Consider the following 16,974-nt stretch of genomic DNA (forward strand, 5'->3'; position numbering starts at 1 on the left):
GGGCCCGCCCGCACGATGTCGGCGGGCCCGGAGAAACGGTTCACACCCCTGCTTTCAGGAAGGAACTCCGGTGGCCACCTCCACCAACACGGCCCAGACCGGCCAGGGACGTCGAGGACCGTCCCGCGCGCCGGGCGGCGAGGACGCGGGCCCGCGGCGCGTCCCGCTGCTGCACCGGCTGGACGTCAAGGGCGCACCGTACGCGTTCATCGCCCCGTTCTTCGTCGTCTTCGCCGCGTTCAGCTTCTACCCGCTCCTCTACACCTCCTGGATCTCCCTGCACCGGGTGGAGCTGGCCACTCTCGACCTCATGGAGTGGGTGGGGTTCGACAACTACCTCGCCCTCTGGGACGACTCCCGGTTCTGGAACGCCGCGGCCAACACCCTCACCATCGGCGTCCTCTCCACGGTGCCGCAGCTGCTGCTGGCGCTCGGTCTGGCCCATCTGCTCCACTACAAGATGCGGGGCTCGCTCTTCTTCCGCATCGCCTCGCTCGTCCCGTACGCCACCTCGGTCGGTGCCGCCGCCCTCGTGTTCACCATGCTCTTCGAACGCGACTTCGGCATGATCAACTGGGTGCTCGGGCTGGTCGGCCTGGACCCGGTGAACTGGGAGGCCGACAAGTGGCCCGCCCAGGCCGCGATCTCCGCCATCGTCATCTGGCGCTGGACGGGGTACAACGCGCTGCTGTACCTGGCCGCCATGCAGGCCATTCCGGCCGAACGCTACGAGGCCGCCGCCATCGACGGCGCCTCTCGCTGGAAGCAGTTCACCCACGTCACCGTGCCCGGCATCCGTTCCACGATCGTCTTCACGATCGTGCTGTCCACCATCGGCGCCACGCAGCTGTTCGGCGAACCGCTGATCTTCGGACAGGGCCCCAACGGGGTGACGGGCGGCGCGGACAACCAGTACCAGACGCTGGGTCTGCTGCTGTACGAGGAGGGCTGGAAGAACTACCAGATGGGCCGCTCGGCGACCGTCGCCTGGGCGATGTTCCTGCTGCTCGTTCTCGTCTTCCTGGCGCACCGGCTCATCAAGCGCCTGCGCTCCCGTACGTCCTGACCAGGAGCCCCCATGATCACAGACAGCCTCCCGGTCCGGACGGACACCCCGCCCCGGACCGCCCCGAAGAAGCCCGCCCCCCGCGCAGGCCGCCGGATGCTCCGCCCGCGCGCCGGCCGTCAGCACCACGCGGGTCCGCTCGCCTACATCCTGCTCGGGATCACGGCCCTCGTGTCGATCTTCCCCCTGTACTGGACGATGGTGGCGGCCTCGACCGACAACACCCGGGTCAGCCAGACGCCGCCGCCGCTGCTGCCCGGACCCAACCTCCTCAGCAACCTCGCCCGCGCCTGGAACGAGGCGGCGATGGGCAAGGCCATGCTCAACAGCCTGATCGTGGCCGGTGTCATCGCGCTGTCCACAGTGCTGTTCGCGACGCTGGCCGGGTTCGCCTTCGCCAAGCTGCGCTTCAAGGGCCGCAACGTACTGCTCATGCTGGTGATCGGCACCATGATGGTGCCGCCCCAACTCGGCGTCGTCCCCCTGTTCATGATGATGTCCGAGCTGGGCTGGTCGCAGGAGCTGCCCGCCGTCATCTTCCCCACGCTGGTGAGCGCGGTCGGCGTCTTCTTCATGCGGCAGTACCTGGCCGAAGCACTGCCGGACGAACTGGTCGAGGCCGCCCGCGTGGACGGGGCGCACTCCCTGCGCATCTTCTGGAGCATCGTGCTGCCCGTGGCACGGCCCCCGATGGCGGTCCTGTTCATGATCACGTTCGTGCACGCCTGGAACGACTTCTTCTGGCCCTTCGTCGTGCTCGACATGACCAATCCGACCGTCCCGGTCGCCCTCACCCAGCTCAGCGCCGGATACATCCGTGACCAGTCCCTGATCATGGCGGGCGCCCTGCTCGGCACGCTGCCGCTGCTGGCGATGTTCCTCGTCTTCGGGCGTCAGATCGTCAGCGGCATCATGGCGGGCGCCGTCAAGGGCTGACCCGCCGCGACGACCGATCGGCGCCCGCGCCAAGCGTCCCCTCGCCCCACTTCCACCCGACACCTCACCAGGAATGGACATACGTGGCCACCGCAGCGCACCAGCACACCGTTTCCACCCCGGAGCCCTCCCGCACCTTCCCCGCGGACTTCCTGTGGGGTTCCGCGACCGCGTCCTACCAGATCGAGGGTGCTGCGGCGGAGGACGGCCGCACACCGTCCATCTGGGACACCTATGCCCGTACCCCCGGCCGTGTCCGCAACGGCGACACCGGTGACACGGCCACCGACCACTACCACCGCTGGCGCGAGGACGTCGCCCTGATGGCCGACCTCGGTATCGGCGCCTACCGCTTCTCCCTCGCCTGGCCGCGGATCCAGCCCACCGGCCGCGGTCCCGCCGTGCAGAAAGGGCTCGACTTCTACCGGCGTCTCGTCGACGAACTGCTGGACAAGGGCATCCAGCCGGTCGCCACCCTCTACCACTGGGACCTGCCGCAGGAGTTGGAGGACGCCGGCGGCTGGCCCGAGCGCGCCACCGCCGAACGGTTCGCCGAGTACGCCGCCCTGGCCGCCGACGCGCTGGGGGACCGGGTGCGCACCTGGACCACCCTCAACGAGCCCTGGTGCAGCGCCTTCCTCGGCTACGGCTCCGGCGTGCACGCCCCCGGCCGCACGGACCCGGTCGCCGCCCTGCGCGCCGCCCACCACCTCAACCTGGCCCACGGCCTGGCCGTCCAGGCGATACGGGACCGGACCCCCGCGCACAGCCAGTGCTCGGTCACGCTCAACATCCACCACGTGCGCCCGCTCACCGGCGGCGACGCCGACGCCGACGCGGTCCGTCGCATCGACGCCCTGGCCAACCGGGTCTTCACCGGCCCGATGCTGCGGGGCGCCTACCCGGAAGACCTGCTCAAGGACACCGCGGCGCTGACCGACTGGTCCTTCGTCCACGACGCCGACCTCCGGCAGATCCACCAGCCCCTGGACTTCCTCGGCGTCAACTACTACACCCCCACCCTCGTCTCCCAGGCGGACGGGAGCGGCGCGCACACCTCGGACGGGCACGGCAGGAGCACCCACAGCCCGTGGCCGGGCGCCCGGCAGGTCGCCTTCCACCAGCCCCCCGGCGAAACCACCGCCATGGGCTGGGCCATCGACCCGAGCGGTCTGCACGACCTGCTGCGCCGACTGGCCGCCGACTTCCCCGGCACGCCGCTGGTCATCACCGAGAACGGCGCCGCGTTCGACGACTACGCCGACCCCTCGGGCAACGTCAACGACCCCGCCCGCATCGCCTACCTGCACGGCCACCTCGCCGCCGTCCACCAGGCGATCGAGGACGGCGCGGACGTGCGGGGGTACTTCCTCTGGTCGCTGCTGGACAACTTCGAGTGGGCACACGGGTACAGCAAGCGTTTCGGCGCCGTCTACGTCGACTACCCGACCGGAGCCCGCATCCCCAAGGCCAGTGCCCGCTGGTACTCCGAGGTCGCACGCACCGGCGTCCTGCCCGCCTGACCGAGCCGGGTGCGGCGCCTCCGCGTCTCCCCGCACGGTGTCGCACCACGGGTCCGCCCCCACCCCCTCACTCGGGGCGTGGGGGCGGACCCGTCCCTCGCGCCGCTCACTCCCCGGGGTAGCGCACGCCGATCCGCGCCCGTACCGCGTCCAGCGTGTCCATGACCGCGAGGGTGCCGGCCAGCGGCACCAGCGGCGACTCGACCAGTCCCGACCGCAGGCACCGCATCACCTCGCGCGCCTGGTGACCGTAACCGTTGCCGCGCTGTGGCGGTGCCGTGTACTCCTTCGGCTCGTGCCCGTCGCGGTGGAGCACGAAGGCGGACGGGTTGAAGAAGTCGGCCGGTATCTCGATGCGCCCCTCCGTGCCGCACACCACCGCCCCGTGCTCGTCGTCGGCGAGCAGGGAACACGACAGCACGGACATGGCCCCGCCGGGGTGTCCGAGCAGGATGCCGGTCTGTTCGTCGACACCCTGCGAAGTCAGCCGCGCGTGCGCGGTGACCGACTCGGGGGCGCCGAGAAGCAGCTGTGCGAACGACACCGGGTAGGTGCCCAGATCCAGCAGCGCGCCACCACCGGCGGCCGGGTCCCAGAGCCGGTGCTCCGGCGCGACCGTCACCCGCGCCCCGAAGCGGGCGTGCAGTGAGCGGATCTCACCGATGGCGCCGTCGGCCGTCAGCTCGACGATCCGGCGCACCAGCGGATTGACGTACGTCCACATCGCCTCCATCAGGAACAGGTCCCGCTTGGCGGCGAGTTCGGTCAGGAGGCGGGCCTGTCGGCCGCTCAGTGCGAACGGCTTCTCGCACAGCACCGGCTTGCCGGCCTCCAGGCACGCCGTCGCGGCGGCCAGGTGATGTGCGTGGGGTGTGGCGACGTAGACGACGTCGACCTCCGGGTCGGCCACCAGTTCGTGCCAGCTACCGTGCACCCGGGCGACGCCGAACCGACGCGCGAACTGTCGCGCGCCGGCCTCCGACCGCGAACCGACGGCAGCCACCCGAGCCCCCGATTCACGGAGCAGGTCTTCGGTGAAAGCGGCGGCCATGCCACCGGTCGCCAGGATTCCCCAACTGATGATCTGCTCGCTCACTGACGGCTCCTGTTCGATACGGCGAAGGGCTGCGGCACACCCTATGGGTACGTTCCCATCGGCGTAAGGGGCCCGCGCCGACAGTGCGCCCCTGATCTGTCGACTGCACCGGGATCAGCCAACGCCCTGCCCCACGTTGCGCCGTCGTACGGCCGCCCTCGTCGGCACCGGCCACATCGGCCGCGAGGAGGAGGCTGCATGATCCGCCGCTACGTCAGCTGGCGAAACCGGTCCCACCGGGCGCCACTCGAACCGGTTTCCAGACTGGCCAACGCTGACTGTCCGGCGTAGTACAGCTGTCCGTCGCGGAAGATCTCCAGCTGAAGGTTCCCGGCCAAATGCTGTGTCGAGTAGCCGAACCGGTGCGGCTCCAGCAGTGGGATCGGCAGCCTCCAGGGGCGACTGCTGCTTGCCTCACCGGTGAGCCGGACCCGATAGCGGTGGTTGCGGGCCTTGATCGACCAGCGGCCGTCACGTTCGCCGCCCCGTACCCCCGCGGTGGGCGGAATCAAGCTGATCATTCCGTCGCCGGTACTGACCACTACGCCGCCGACCGGCAGGGCCAACCGTCCTCGACCGAGCAGCCCTCCGGCGAAGGCGACGCACATGTCCGTGCGGTCGAACCCATGGGCCTGGCCCCACCACCAGGTGTGCGGGAAGCCTCGTCCCCAGCTCTTCTCGGCGTAGACATGGCAGTCGGACAGGTCCCACCTCTGGTCCCCCAACCGGGCGGTCCCTCGGACCTTCGCATCGAACAGGTGGGGATGCCAGTAGTGGTTGAGTCCCGGCACCAGGGAAAAGAGCCCGCTGCCGTGGACGGCACGCCGAGGTCTGGTCCGGGGCTCGCCGAGCACACAGTCGATGTGCAGGTCGTCGTCCAGCCGGACATGGAGCGCACCTGCCCCGTACCGCAGCGCGGCCGGGACGCGGACCTGGTAGCGCTGGGTGCTGGCCCAGGCTCCGTCGACACTCGTCGACCTGACGGTGCCGAGAGGGTCCGCAGCGACGACCACCGTGCCCCACGGGCGGTGGGGATGGTGGTTGACACCGCAGGCGACAAGGAGCACCCGGCCCCGGCGCGTGTCGGTGAACCGCCACAGGTAGCCCTCCATCGGCGCCTGGTGCGAGGGGAGCGGGTCGCCCCAGGGCAGGTCCGCGCCGGTCCTGCGCCAGTGGTCCCGGACGTGTCGGCGGGTGCTTCGGATGGTGGTCTCCCCACGCTGCGGCGTTCCGTCGGGTGTGTGCTCACCTGGCACGTTTCGTCCAGTGGAGCGGCAGGTGTCCATGGCAATGATGTGGAGCCCGCCGCCGGCCAGCGGCGCCGGTCCGGTCCCGAACTGCCTTTTCAGCGTCGGGCGGTTCCGACGCATGAGGTCGCCGGCCATGATGTCGTCGCGGATGAGGGCGAAGTCGTGCACGAGCTCAAGGGCTACGGCACCGGGCGCGGCGCACCGCGCGGGCCCTCTCAGTGCTTCCGCTGCGAGAGGGGCAGGAGTCGGACGGAAGGCTTTGCCGCCGTCGGAAGCAGTGAGCGCGGCGCCGACCGATCGTGCCGGCCGAAGTGGTGGGCACTCATCCGTGAAAGAGCGGCGGGGAGCCGTCGCACCGCGGCACGAAGTGCCGGTTCCCTCTGGCGGCGTGCGCGATCACAGGCCGTACGAACTTGCCGGTGAGCCGCACTGCTGCCCGCGGTCGCCGCTGCGGTCACGGCGCACCCGCGTGACGTCGGGTGGCGTGGACGGCCTGTCGCAGCCACAAGGCGAACATGAGGGTGGTGATTCCCGCGATGAAGGACCAGAGCGCTGGCGCCGGCCGGCTGCTCAATGACAGGTCCACCAGGAGTCCCACCATGGTCAGGCAGGTGGTGAGGGGCAGTTGCATCGACGACCAGAACGTCACGGCATTGGCCCTGCTCGGATCGGCCATCGCGCCGCTGGACAAGCTGCGCACCACGAAGATCGCCACAGGCGCGACAGCCAGTTGGGCGAGGGCCACCGTCGGCGGCAGTTCACCGAGAGCCGCCAGGACGACGACGCCGATGTAGAGGCCGAGCTGGCCGGCCGCGTAGGTGAAGGCCAGGCGGCGTGGCCCGAGCACACCAGCCAGCGTCCTCTTGCCCACGCGGGCATCGCCCTCGATGTCCGCCAGGTTCATGATCAGACATCGCAGGACCTGCTGGGCGGCGACCAAACCGGTGCCCCACAGAAGCAGCGAGCTGAACTGCCCGGCTTGCAGATACGCGGCGAGCAGCGGTCCCATCCCGTACAGCACGGCCGCGCAGGTCACCTCTCCCAAGGCGTGGTAGTTCAGTCGCAGCGGGGGAGCCGTGTAGAACCAGGCCAGTGCCATCAGTGCGGTCGCGAGGATCCGCGCGGTCAGGGACGGCATGAGGACGGTGAGGACGACCGAGGTGAACAGGAGCACGAAGGCCGCTCCGATACTGACGGCGGGCTTCAGCAGACCGTCCACCAGAACCCGGCTGCCGCCGGTCCACGCGGTCGGGGACGGATTGGCACGGTCGGCCTCAAGGTCGAAGTACTCATTGCAGAAATGCGTCATGAGATGGGTCGACCAGGCGAAGGCGAGGGTGAGCAGGTACCAACGGAGAGAGAAGACCCCTGTCGCGTGGACGGCCAGGGTGACGCCGAATCCGGTGACCATCATGCTCTGGAACAGGAACTTGACCCGTGCGAGCTTGATGAAGGCGGCGAGCGGGCCCGTGCCGGGGCTCGTGATCGTCGCTCGCGAGACGCTCATGGGGCGTGCTTGGTCGCAACGATGATGCCGTGGGGAGTCCAGCCCGGCACCGCGATCCGCTGGGCCGAGGAGAAGCCGGCGTCGCGCAGGCACTGCTCGTACAGGCGCCACGGGTAGATCATGCCGCCCTCCGCCGGCAGAGCCGCGAAATAGACGCTGTCGAGGGCCGCGATCAAGGGACCGTCGCCCGCGTCGTTCGACATGGAGTTGAAGATGACGACCCGGCCGCCGGGCTTGAGAGCCTCGTACGCCTTACGAAGCAAAAGCGTGTTCTCCTCGGGCGTCCAGATGACGAGCTGATGGGCGAAGAGCACACAGTCGTTGTCCGAAGGGAAACGCTCGGTGAACATGTCGCCCGGATGCACCTCGATCCTGTCCGACAGACCAGCTTCGGCGATCTTCTTCTCGGTCACGGCGGCCGAGGTGGGGATCTCCAGGATGGTGACCTGGAGACCGGGGTTGTGCCGGGCCAGGGCGATCGCGTTGACCGCGTCGCCGCCACCGCAGTCGAGCAGGTGCCCGGCGTTGCCGAGATCCAGCTCGGCGACGAGGTGCTCGTTGGCCAGCTGGGACCAGGAGCGCATGTACCGGTAGAACACCGACTCCAGGTGGGGGTGCTGGCTGAGCCGGTGGTACAGGTCGGGGTGGTCGCCGGGGATGCGGCGCAGTCCCACATTGGTGTTCTCGCGCAGCGACTCCACGAAATCGGCCTGCCCTTCGTAGACGATGTGCTGTTCGAACGCCACCGTGTCCTTCAACTTCTGCCAAACCCCCTCCGTGTGCAGGGAGCTGATCAGCGCCGCGGCGCTGTAACGGTCGCCTTCCTTGACCGTCAGTCCGAGCGCGGTCGATCCGAGGAGCAGGATGTCGGCCGCCCGCTCGGCCAGGGCCAGTTCCTCGCGGATCTCCCCGACTGTCAGGGCACCGCGCTCCATGAGCAGGTCGAGCAGCTTCAGCTCACAGGCCGCATGGAGGTATTGGAAGGCCGCGTGTCCGAAGAGCATGAAGGACAAGCGGTCCATGTCCAGCGCCTCGGCTGCCGGCGTCGCCAGGGATGCGGTCGGGTTCGTCGCGTCAGTCGTCACGGAAATGGTCATGTGTTCCTCCGGGGGGCGTATGGCCTCGCTGGGCAAGGTTGGTCCCGGGCTCCGCCTCGACGCTCGTGCTGTTGACCCGAAGAGCACAGAGAGCACCCGAGCGGATCACGCAGCGCGCGGGCCCCCGTACCGGGAGTTACTTTCGGATCCGGCGTACTGCGATGTCGCTCATCCTCGGCGCAAGGGATTCCAGCCTTGAAACACACCGTCCTCGGCCTTTCCCCCCTTGCGAGGGAAGAGCGCCGCACCATGTCGACGCGCCCCTGGGACGTCATCGCCCTCGACCACGTACGCATGTGCGTCGGTAACGCCCGGCAGGCGGCCTACTTCTACGTCTCCGCGTTCGGCATGGAGATCACCGCACTGCGTCGCCCCACGAGCACGCGCGACGGCCATGCCGAGTACGTCCTGTCTTCGGGCGACGTCCGCTTCGTCCTCACCGGGGGCAGCCACCCCGACAGCAGCGCTTCACGATGGGCGGCAGTACACGGAGACGGGGTCAGCGACATCGCCCTCCAGGTGGCCAACCTGGACGAAGGTCTGGAACACGCGGTACTGGCCGGCGCGGTGGTACTGGAGGAACCGCGCGACACGGAGGACGAGTTCGGCGCGGTGCGTACGGCAGCCATCGCCGCCTATGGGGAACTCCGGCACACCGTTGTCGAGCGACGTTCCTACGACGGGCCCTTCCTGCCGGGCTTCGAACCCCCTGGCCCCGGGGGACCCACACCCGTCGGACCACAGCTGTTTCACCGGATCGACCACGTGGTGGGATGCGTCGAACACGGGCGCATGGACCACTGGGTCGACTTCTACCAACGCACCATGGGGTTCTCCTTGATGGCGGAATTCGTCGGGGACGACATCGCCACCAAGTATTCGGCGCTGATGAGCAAGGTCGTCGCCGACGGCTCCCGCAAGGTCAAGCTGCCCCTCAACGAGCCGGCCCCGGGACAGCGCCGCTCACAGATCGACGAATACCTCGACCACCACCGAGGCCCCGGCACCCAGCACATCGCTTTGGAAACCCACGACATCCTCGCTGCCACCGACGCCCTGCGCGCGGCCGGCATCGACTTCCTGCCCACACCGGACACGTACTACAGCGACCCGGTGCTCCGCTCGCGCATCGGATCCGTGCGTGCAGACATCGACGAGCTGCGCAGCCGGGGGGTGTTGGTGGACCGTGACGAGGACGGCTACCTGCTGCAGATCTTCACCCGCCCCCTGGTGGACAGGCCGACGTTCTTCGTGGAGCTGATCGAACGCCACGGCTGCCAGGGATTCGGGAAGGGCAACTTCAAAGCGCTGTTCGAAGCCGTGGAGCGCGAGCAGGAGCAGCGCGGAAATCTGTGACGGCCCTGTCAGCGATCCCATCGATCAAGGAGGAGAACATGGCTCGTGCCACGCTGGCCAAGCGGCCGGATGACGTCACGCGCATGTTCGACCAAGCCGCCCACCGCTACGACCTCACCAACACGGTGCTCTCCGGCGGGCGGGACCGGACGTGGCGCACCCGTACGCGCGAAGCCCTCGCGCTGCGCCCCGGGGAACGGTGCCTCGACGTCGCGTGCGGCACCGGTGTGTCCACCGAGGAACTGGCACGGTCGGGGGCGACCGTCGTCGGCATCGACCGGTCACCCGGCATGGTGGAGCAAGGAGAGCGCCGCCCGGTCACCCTCAAGGTGGGCGACGCCCTCGCCCTGCCCTTCGACAACGCGAGTTTCGACGCGGTCACGATCATGTTCGGACTGCGCAATGTCGTCGACGTGCCCGCCGCGCTGCGGGAGATGGCCCGGGTCGTCCGCCCGGGCGGACGCCTTGTGGTCTGCGAGTTCAGCCACCCCACCTGGACACCTTTCCGGACCGTGTACCTGCGGTACCTCATGGGTGGTCTGCCGCGCATCGCCCGCTGCGCCTCCAGCAACCCGGATGCCTACACCTACCTGTCGGACACCATCCGAGCCTGGCACGACCAGCGCACACTCTCGGCCGTGATCGCAGGGGCAGGTTGGGAGCAGGTGGCATGGCGCAACCTCACCGGCGGCATCGTCGCGCTGCACCGCGCCGTGCGCCCCCTGCCCCGCGCCAGTGCCGACCCCCTGTCCACGGAGGCACGCACATGAATCGGACGCTCCGGACCCACGCCCAGGTCATCGTGGTAGGAGCGGGGCCCGGCGGTGCCACCGCCGCCTACCACCTGGCACGCCAGGGAGTGGACGTGGCGCTCCTGGAGAAGGCGGAGTTTCCCCGGGAGAAGGTCTGCGGCGACGGCCTGACACCACGCGCTGTCCACCAGCTGGTGCGCATGGGCGTCGACATCACCGCCCCCGGCTGGAAACGCAATCGCGGTCTGAGGTTCGTCTCGCGCGGGCGGACGCTCGAACTGGACTGGCCGCAGAGCGGCCGTTTCCCCGGCTACGGTCTGACCCGCACCCGTCACGACTTCGACCGGATCCTCGCCGAACACGCGGTCGCCGCCGGGGCCCGACTGCACACCCGGACCAAGGCGACCACGCCGCTGCTGGACGCGGGCGGACGGGTCGTAGGTGTCTCCGCGCTCGGCCCCGACCAACAGCCCATGGACTTCACCGCCCCGCTGGTGATCGCGGCGGACGGCGTTGCCGGCAGGCTGGCCCTGGCAGTAGGGATCGCGCGGCTGGAGAAGAGGCCCGTCGGCACCGCTGTCCGACGCTACTTCCACAGCCCCGCGAAGCATCAGGACCCCTACCTGGAATCGTGGCTCGATCTGCGCCGCCCCGACGGCCGCGTGCTGCCTGGATACAGCTGGATCTTTCCCATGGGCGACGGCCGCGTCAACGTCGGCCTCGGTGTCCTCAACGATTCCCGCACCGGCTCGATGGAAACCCGCAGAATGCTGACCACCTGGCTGGCGCGGACGCCCGAGGAGTGGGGGTTGCGCTCCGAGGAGAATGCCGACGGCCCGCTCCGCGGGGCAGCCCTGCCGATGGGATTCAACCGTCTCCCTCATTACCGCAACGGCCTCATGCTCATCGGCGACGCAGGCGGCATGGTCAACCCGTGCAACGGTGAGGGAATCACCTACGCCATGGAGTCCGGCGAACTGGCCGCGGACGTCGCGGCCCAGGCGCTCGCCCGGTACGCCGGAGCCTCCCGCGAGCGAGCCCTGGAACGCTACCCGTCAGAAATGGAGGCCCGCCTCGGCCGGTACTACCGTCTGGGATGTGCCTTCTCGGCGCTGATGGCCCGGCCCTCGTTCACTTCGCTGGTCACCCAGAACGCGGTCAAGTCCCCGCAAGCCATGCGCTTCATGGTGCGGTTGCTGTCGAACCTGACCGACAGTCCCAGCGTGGATGCCATGGACCACCTCATCAACGCGATGATCCGTTGCACCCCTTCAGGGTCGGGTGGCAGGACTGCGAACCGGCCCCGTTCGGCGTAAACCAGTGCGGTCAGCGACTCCCGCGGCCCTTGTGGCCGCGGGCGCCGGGTGGGCCACCCGGCACAGAGCCCTCGTCCTCGTCCTGGCTGCGTTGGTGGTCTGCACGGGCGGCTGGTCGACCCTGCACATGACCAGCCGGCTCGGCCTCGGAGGCACCACAGCCACCGCGAGCGAAGCCGCGCGTGCCGAGCAGTGGATCCGCACGCACACCGGGACCAGTCGACCCGACCTGATCCTCGTCGTCTCCTCGCGCGGGGGCGGTCGCGTCGATACCGGCACGGCCACGGGCGACGGTACCGCTCTGGTCCAGCGCGCTGCGACACTGCCGGGCGTGGAGAGGGCAACGGCGTGGTGGGACTCCCGACTCCCCGAGTTGATCTCGGACGACGGGAGTGCCGCCCTTGTTCTGCTTCAGCTGACAGGAGACAGCAGCGACGCGGCTCGCTCGGCGAGCACGATCACCCGCGAACTGTCCGGGGAGCAGCGGTCGTTGACGGTGATGGCGACCGGTCCCGCTGCCGCGGGCGCGCAGACCATGGAACAGGTCCAGCACGATGCGCAGCGCAGCGAGCTTCTCAGCGCACCCGCCGCATTCGCGGTGCTGACGCTCGCCCTCGGATCGCTCCTCGCCGGTCTGCTACCGGTCGTCGTCGGCCTGGTGGCCGTCGGAGGCACTCTCGCCCTGCTCCACCTGCTCGCACCGGTCACCGAAATCTCGCTCCTGACCGTCAACCTCACCACCGCGCTCGGATTCGGACTGGCGGTGGACTACAGCCTGTTCATCGTCACCCGTTACCGCGACGCACGGCAGCGCGGGCGTACCGGCCCGGAGGCAATCCTTGAGAGCGCGAGGACCGCAGGCCACACCGTGCTGTTCTCGGCAGGCGCCGTCGCCCTGTGCGCTTGTGCCCTGTTCTGCTTCCCCCTGTACTTCCTCAGCTCGATGGGCCTGGCCTGTGTCATCGTCGTCACCCTCGCCGCGGCGGCTTCCGTCTTCGTACTCCCCGCGCTGCTCAGCCTGTTCGGGGATCGTCTCAGCAGGTGCCGGCGTACGTCCGTTCCCCGTACCCACGCCCTGTGGCGCACCTTCAGTCAGAGGATCCAGCGTCACCCCGTACTGTGGGGCAGCGCCGCCCTCGGGGTGTTGACGGTTCTTGCTCTCCCGGCCTCCGAGGCCCGATTCCAGTTGGCCGACGACCGCGCCCTGGCGAGCACCTCCTCCGCGCACGTCGCCGGTGAACACCTGCGTCGCCACTTCGACGAGTCGGCACTGAGCCCGATCACTGTCGCGCTGCCCGGCCTCGACCCCGGAGGCGGCCCGCACGCCCTGAGCGCCTACTCGGCCCGGCTCTCCGCAGTGCCTGAAGTGGCCCAGGTCGTTTCGGCCGCCGGTGTGTTCCGTACGGGCACGGCCGCTCCAGGAACGGCATCCCCCGCTCAGTACTCCAACTCGGCGGGCACGTGGCTGCATGTGGTCCCCGTACCCGCGGTCACGCCGGACTCCAGCGCCGCAGAGCGTCTCGTCACGAACGTGCGGGCCGTCCCGGCCCCGGAGGGCTCCCACCGGCTGGTGGGGGGACCAGCAGCGCTGTTCGCAGACACCAAGGACGCCTTGGTGCATCGCCTCCCCCTGGCCGCAGGGCTCGTGGCCCTCGGCATGGGCGCGGCGCTCTTCCTCTACACCCGTAGCGTGCTTGTGCCGATCAAGGCGATCCTGGTCGCAGCCCTCAGCCTCACGGCCATCGCCGGGATCATGGTGACGGTCTTTCAGCACGGGCACCTGCAATGGCTCCTGGGCCCGTTCACCGTCACAGGACGGCTGGAGATGTCCACTCCGGTCCTTGTCCTGTTCCTCGCCTTCGCCCTGACCATGGACTACGAGATGTTCCTTCTCGCCCGCATGATGGAGGAGGACCGCCGCACCGGCGACCATCCGGGTGCCGTACGTCACGGACTGGAGTCCACCGGCCGCCTGATCACCCTCGCGGCTGCCGTTCTCATCCTGGCCGTGGCCGTGCTGGCCACATCGTCCCTGACCGTTGTCAAACTCTTCGGCTTCTCCCTGGCCGCGGCACTCCTTCTCGACGCCACGCTCGTACGCGCGGTGCTCGTACCGGCGATCATGCACCTCGGAGGCCGGGCCACATGGTGGCCCCACTCGCCCCGTCCATGTTCCGACAGCCGGAGCGCACCGCCTCCTCGGGCCGTGTCGGGCGGTGGCGGTGACCGGGGAGCGACCTCGTAGCCGGTCGGCACCCCGGTTCACGGGACGCGACGGACCTCAAGGCCCGGACCGGTCCGTTTCCCAGGGGCGCCGTGCCTTGTCCGAGGAACGCGCCTCCACCTTCGCCTCACGCAGCGGGGCGTGAGCGGCAAAAGGGCGTGCCCGGTCGTCGGTATCGACAAGAAGACCGGGCAGCGCCGACGTGACGGCTGTGCCCCGCCGGGCGGGCACGTCGGGGTGTCACCGATCACCACGGTGACGACCGTGGCCTTCTCCCGCAGCCGGTCCGCTCCGTGAAGAGCCCCCACGCGCACCGGCCCTACGGCGTGGCTCAGGTGAGCTGGAGCAGTGGGGTGCCGGTGTTCAGGATCCCTCGGAGGGCCGGGATGTCCGTCCAGGTGAGCCCGAGGGTGCGCGCGGCATACCGGAAGGTGACGTGGTCGGCTCCGCAGGCCGCTTCGCGGAGGGTCTTCATGGTCACGTCCTGGCTGCGGAAGCCGGTGTTCCCAGCGGGCGGGTCAGCGGGCGGCTCCGGCTGCGGAGTTCGGTCGCGCTCGGGTTCCAGCCCGTGGATGCCGGTGAGCCGGTGGGAGAGGTCGGCTGCGGCGTCCAGAGTTGCCGGGCGCTCGTCGACGAGGGCCCGTGCGACCGGGTTGTGGCCGAGGGCTTCCTGAAGCGGCAGGTGGTACAGACGTGGAGAGACGTCGGTGAGGTGGATGGTGTCCCGGGCGGTGCGGACGGTGCCGCGGGTGCCGTGGATGGCGGCCGCCCACAACGCGGACGCCTCGGAGGGGTGCCAGGCCAGTGCGGGGGCTGCTGCCGAGGCGGCGCTCCGGCTGGGGATGAGCGGGAGGTGCCCGGCGAGGCGTTCGAGGAGGGGGTGTTCGCCGATTTCTCCGTCGAGGCCGGGTCCCGCGAGGTAGACGGTGGTGAGGATACCGGTGAGGTGGCAGGCGGCGAGGGTGTAGGCGTCCCCGAACGGGCTGCACAGGCCGGGCTCGTCGCCGTGGGTGAGGACGTCGCCGCCGATGTCGACGATGCGAATTCGGCGGCCACCCGCGGCCTCGGCCATGGATGCGATCTGCCGTGACAGGGAGGAGAGCCCGTGGGTGGGGTCGAGCAGCAGCAGCCGGGCAGGCAGGTCCCTGGCGAGGCCGGGCATGGTGGACCCGGCGGGTAAACGGGGGCGGGTTGCAGACGTGAACGCTGCGGCGCCGCCGGCTTCGCGGGCGAGCCCGGCGAAGTCCCGTTTCCCGAGGGGGCTGTGGGTGGGGTCGACCTCGGGGCGTTCCCATGCGTAGGTGGCGATCAGCGGCGGGGCCGGGTCGACGGTGATGGTGCGGGCGGCGATGAGGGTGCCGATGGGGTCGCCTCCGCCGCCCGCGGCGATGTACAGGTCGGTCATGCGATGCCCTCGCGCAGGTCGATGCCGGTGATGCGTACGGGGGTTGCGCCCATGTTCTTCCGGGCACGCTTGTTCGCCGCGTGGAGGTTCTCGTAGTACTCGCGGTCGAGGGCCTTGACGGGCTCGGAGTAGAACATCCAGGAGAGGATGTCGCGGTATTTGAAGCCCTTGGGAGAGAGCTGGATGCGGCGGCCGAGGCGGTGGATGAGTCCGTTGGCCTCGGCAGCGTCGAGGATGGGTTCGAACTCGGCGGCGTGCTGCTGGTAGCCGAAGCGGTCGAGTTCGGTGAGGTCGAGGTCGAAGGCGTCGAGGACGAGGCGCTTGCGGACGTTTTCTTCGCCGGTCAGTTGGAAGCCGGTGACGGCGGCCAGTTCGTGGTTCTTGGCCCTCTTGATGTAGTCGGCGACCTCGGCCGTCGAGGGCTTCACGCTGCCGGTCATGTAGTCGAGCACGCTGGTGTAGGAGCGGGCGCCGACGCCGAGGCCGAGCAGGGGGACGCCGTGGAAGGTGAGCACCTTCTGGACGTAGCCGCCACGGCCGGGCCTCTTGTAGCGGACGGAGCCTTCCTGGACGTAGCCGTGGTCGAGGAAGACCTCGCGGGCGTAGTCGTAACGGTCGTACAACTCGGGCTGCCACATGTACTGGTAGGCGCCGGTCCTGGAGAACCAGGCGTCCGGCCGCACCGTGAGGAAGTAGGTGCTGATGGTCGTGGGCCGGAGTTCGGCCAGTTCGTTCACGCTGTGGCGCCAGGTTTCGGGGGTCTGTCCGGCGAAGCCCATGATCAGGTCGGTGGACAGGTCCGGGAGGCCGAGTTCGTGCGCGGTGTGGACGGCGCGGCGGATGACGTCCTCGTCCTCGCCGCCGCGGCCGGCTTCGCGGATCTCGCCGGGGACGAGGGACTGGATGCCGACGTTGGCGCGGGTGAGGCCCATGTCGAGGAGGGCCTTGAACTCTGCGGGTTCGTCGGCGATGGAGGACGGGGTGGCTTCGACGGCGACTTCTTCGACGGTGGAGCGCCAGTTGGGATAGATGTCCCCGAGGGTGGTGAAGATCCGCTCGAAGTGGCGGGGCTTGAGCAGGGCCGGGGTGCCGCCGCCGATGTAGAGGGTGCGCAGGCGTCGGGCCTGGATGATCTCCGCGTGATCCCGGATCTGGGTGCACAGGGCGTCGGTGTAGGCGTCGAAGACGTCCTCGTCGGTGCTGATGACGGTGTAGAGGTTGCAGAAGCCGCATTTGCGGTCGCAGAAGGGGACGTGCAGATAGAGGTTGAGCTCGGGGACCTGGTGGTTGACGAGGTCCTTGGCCCATACGTCAGCGATGGCCCACTTGCCCTCCGGGAGGGGGCGGTAGGTGGAGCGGGGCGGGTAGGAGTACTGGTAGGGCGGGACGACGCCCCGGTCGATGTGGTCGGCGAGTTGCTGCTTCAGGCTGGTCACGATGCGGCTT

At 69.4% G+C, this 16,974-nt stretch carries 14 protein-coding genes and 1 pseudogene; 8 read left to right on the forward strand and 7 right to left on the reverse strand.

Annotated features, from left to right (window positions below; all coding sequences use genetic code 11):
- Window positions 1-70 precede the first annotated feature (70 nt).
- From ACQPZG_RS04665 to ACQPZG_RS04675, 3 genes are all read left to right on the forward strand, one after another.
- Complete coding sequence (locus ACQPZG_RS04665) at window positions 71-1,066, forward strand: carbohydrate ABC transporter permease (protein ID WP_433544473.1); 996 nt, start codon at window positions 71-73, stop codon at window positions 1,064-1,066.
- A 12-nt stretch (window positions 1,067-1,078) separates the two neighbouring features.
- Window positions 1,079-2,002, forward strand: a complete 924-nt coding sequence (locus tag ACQPZG_RS04670; RefSeq protein WP_433544474.1) for a carbohydrate ABC transporter permease — start codon at window positions 1,079-1,081, stop codon at window positions 2,000-2,002.
- Between the two features lie 83 nt (window positions 2,003-2,085).
- Window positions 2,086-3,525 (forward strand): GH1 family beta-glucosidase, encoded by a 1,440-nt coding sequence (locus ACQPZG_RS04675; RefSeq protein ID WP_433544475.1) that lies wholly within the window; start codon window positions 2,086-2,088, stop codon window positions 3,523-3,525.
- Between the two features lie 106 nt (window positions 3,526-3,631).
- Here ACQPZG_RS04675 and ACQPZG_RS04680 read toward each other — a convergent pair whose 3' ends face one another.
- The 5 genes and pseudogenes from ACQPZG_RS04680 to ACQPZG_RS04700 form a co-directional block, all read right to left on the reverse strand.
- Window positions 3,632-4,621: a Gfo/Idh/MocA family protein gene (locus tag ACQPZG_RS04680; protein WP_433544476.1), complete on the reverse strand. Its 990-nt coding sequence runs from the start codon at window positions 4,619-4,621 to the stop codon at window positions 3,632-3,634.
- A 209-nt stretch (window positions 4,622-4,830) separates the two neighbouring features.
- Window positions 4,831-5,907, reverse strand: coding sequence for a tocopherol cyclase family protein (locus ACQPZG_RS04685; RefSeq protein WP_433544645.1), 1,077 nt, complete (start codon window positions 5,905-5,907; stop codon window positions 4,831-4,833).
- A pseudogene (locus ACQPZG_RS04690) lies at window positions 5,899-6,135 on the reverse strand (polyprenyl synthetase family protein); the annotation flags it as partial. The gene ACQPZG_RS04685 and the pseudogene ACQPZG_RS04690, both read right to left, overlap by 9 nt.
- 190 nt (window positions 6,136-6,325) lie before the next feature.
- Entirely contained in the window at window positions 6,326-7,378 is a 1,053-nt protein-coding gene (locus tag ACQPZG_RS04695; protein ID WP_433544477.1) for a prenyltransferase, read from the reverse strand.
- Window positions 7,375-8,475, reverse strand: a complete 1,101-nt coding sequence (locus ACQPZG_RS04700) for a methyltransferase (RefSeq protein ID WP_433544478.1) — start codon at window positions 8,473-8,475, stop codon at window positions 7,375-7,377. Before ACQPZG_RS04700 ends, ACQPZG_RS04695 begins: the two co-directional genes overlap by 4 nt.
- A 249-nt stretch (window positions 8,476-8,724) precedes the next feature.
- Here ACQPZG_RS04700 and hppD point away from each other — a divergent pair, with 249 nt between their 5' ends.
- From hppD to ACQPZG_RS04725, 5 genes are all read left to right on the forward strand, one after another.
- Window positions 8,725-9,831, forward strand: coding sequence for a 4-hydroxyphenylpyruvate dioxygenase (hppD, locus tag ACQPZG_RS04705; RefSeq protein WP_433544479.1), 1,107 nt, complete (start codon window positions 8,725-8,727; stop codon window positions 9,829-9,831).
- Window positions 9,832-9,869: 38 nt separating this feature from the next.
- The gene (locus tag ACQPZG_RS04710) at window positions 9,870-10,601 is read left to right on the forward strand and encodes a demethylmenaquinone methyltransferase (RefSeq protein WP_433544480.1); all 732 of its coding nucleotides are present in this window, start codon (window positions 9,870-9,872) and stop codon (window positions 10,599-10,601) included.
- A complete protein-coding gene (locus ACQPZG_RS04715; protein ID WP_433544481.1) occupies window positions 10,598-11,899 on the forward strand; it encodes a geranylgeranyl reductase family protein in 1,302 nt (433 codons plus the stop codon). Before ACQPZG_RS04710 ends, ACQPZG_RS04715 begins: the two co-directional genes overlap by 4 nt.
- A gap of 127 nt (window positions 11,900-12,026) precedes the next feature.
- Window positions 12,027-14,144 carry an MMPL family transporter gene (locus ACQPZG_RS04720; RefSeq protein WP_433544482.1) on the forward strand — a complete coding sequence of 706 codons (2,118 nt, stop codon included), beginning with the start codon at window positions 12,027-12,029 and terminating at the stop codon, window positions 14,142-14,144.
- Between the two features lie 120 nt (window positions 14,145-14,264).
- Window positions 14,265-14,420, forward strand: coding sequence for a hypothetical protein (locus tag ACQPZG_RS04725; protein ID WP_433544483.1), 156 nt, complete (start codon window positions 14,265-14,267; stop codon window positions 14,418-14,420).
- A 34-nt stretch (window positions 14,421-14,454) separates the two neighbouring features.
- Here the strand turns inward: ACQPZG_RS04725 and ACQPZG_RS04730 are convergent, their stop codons facing one another.
- Entirely contained in the window at window positions 14,455-15,528 is a 1,074-nt protein-coding gene (locus ACQPZG_RS04730; protein ID WP_433544484.1) for a DUF1152 domain-containing protein, read from the reverse strand.
- Complete coding sequence (locus ACQPZG_RS04735) at window positions 15,525-16,964, reverse strand: coproporphyrinogen-III oxidase family protein (RefSeq protein ID WP_433544485.1); 1,440 nt, start codon at window positions 16,962-16,964, stop codon at window positions 15,525-15,527. Before ACQPZG_RS04735 ends, ACQPZG_RS04730 begins: the two co-directional genes overlap by 4 nt.
- Window positions 16,965-16,974: the final 10 nt, after the last annotated feature.

This window comes from Streptomyces sp. CA-294286 (assembly GCF_050947155.1).
In the GTDB taxonomy this organism is placed as follows: Bacteria; Actinomycetota; Actinomycetes; order Streptomycetales; family Streptomycetaceae; genus Streptomyces.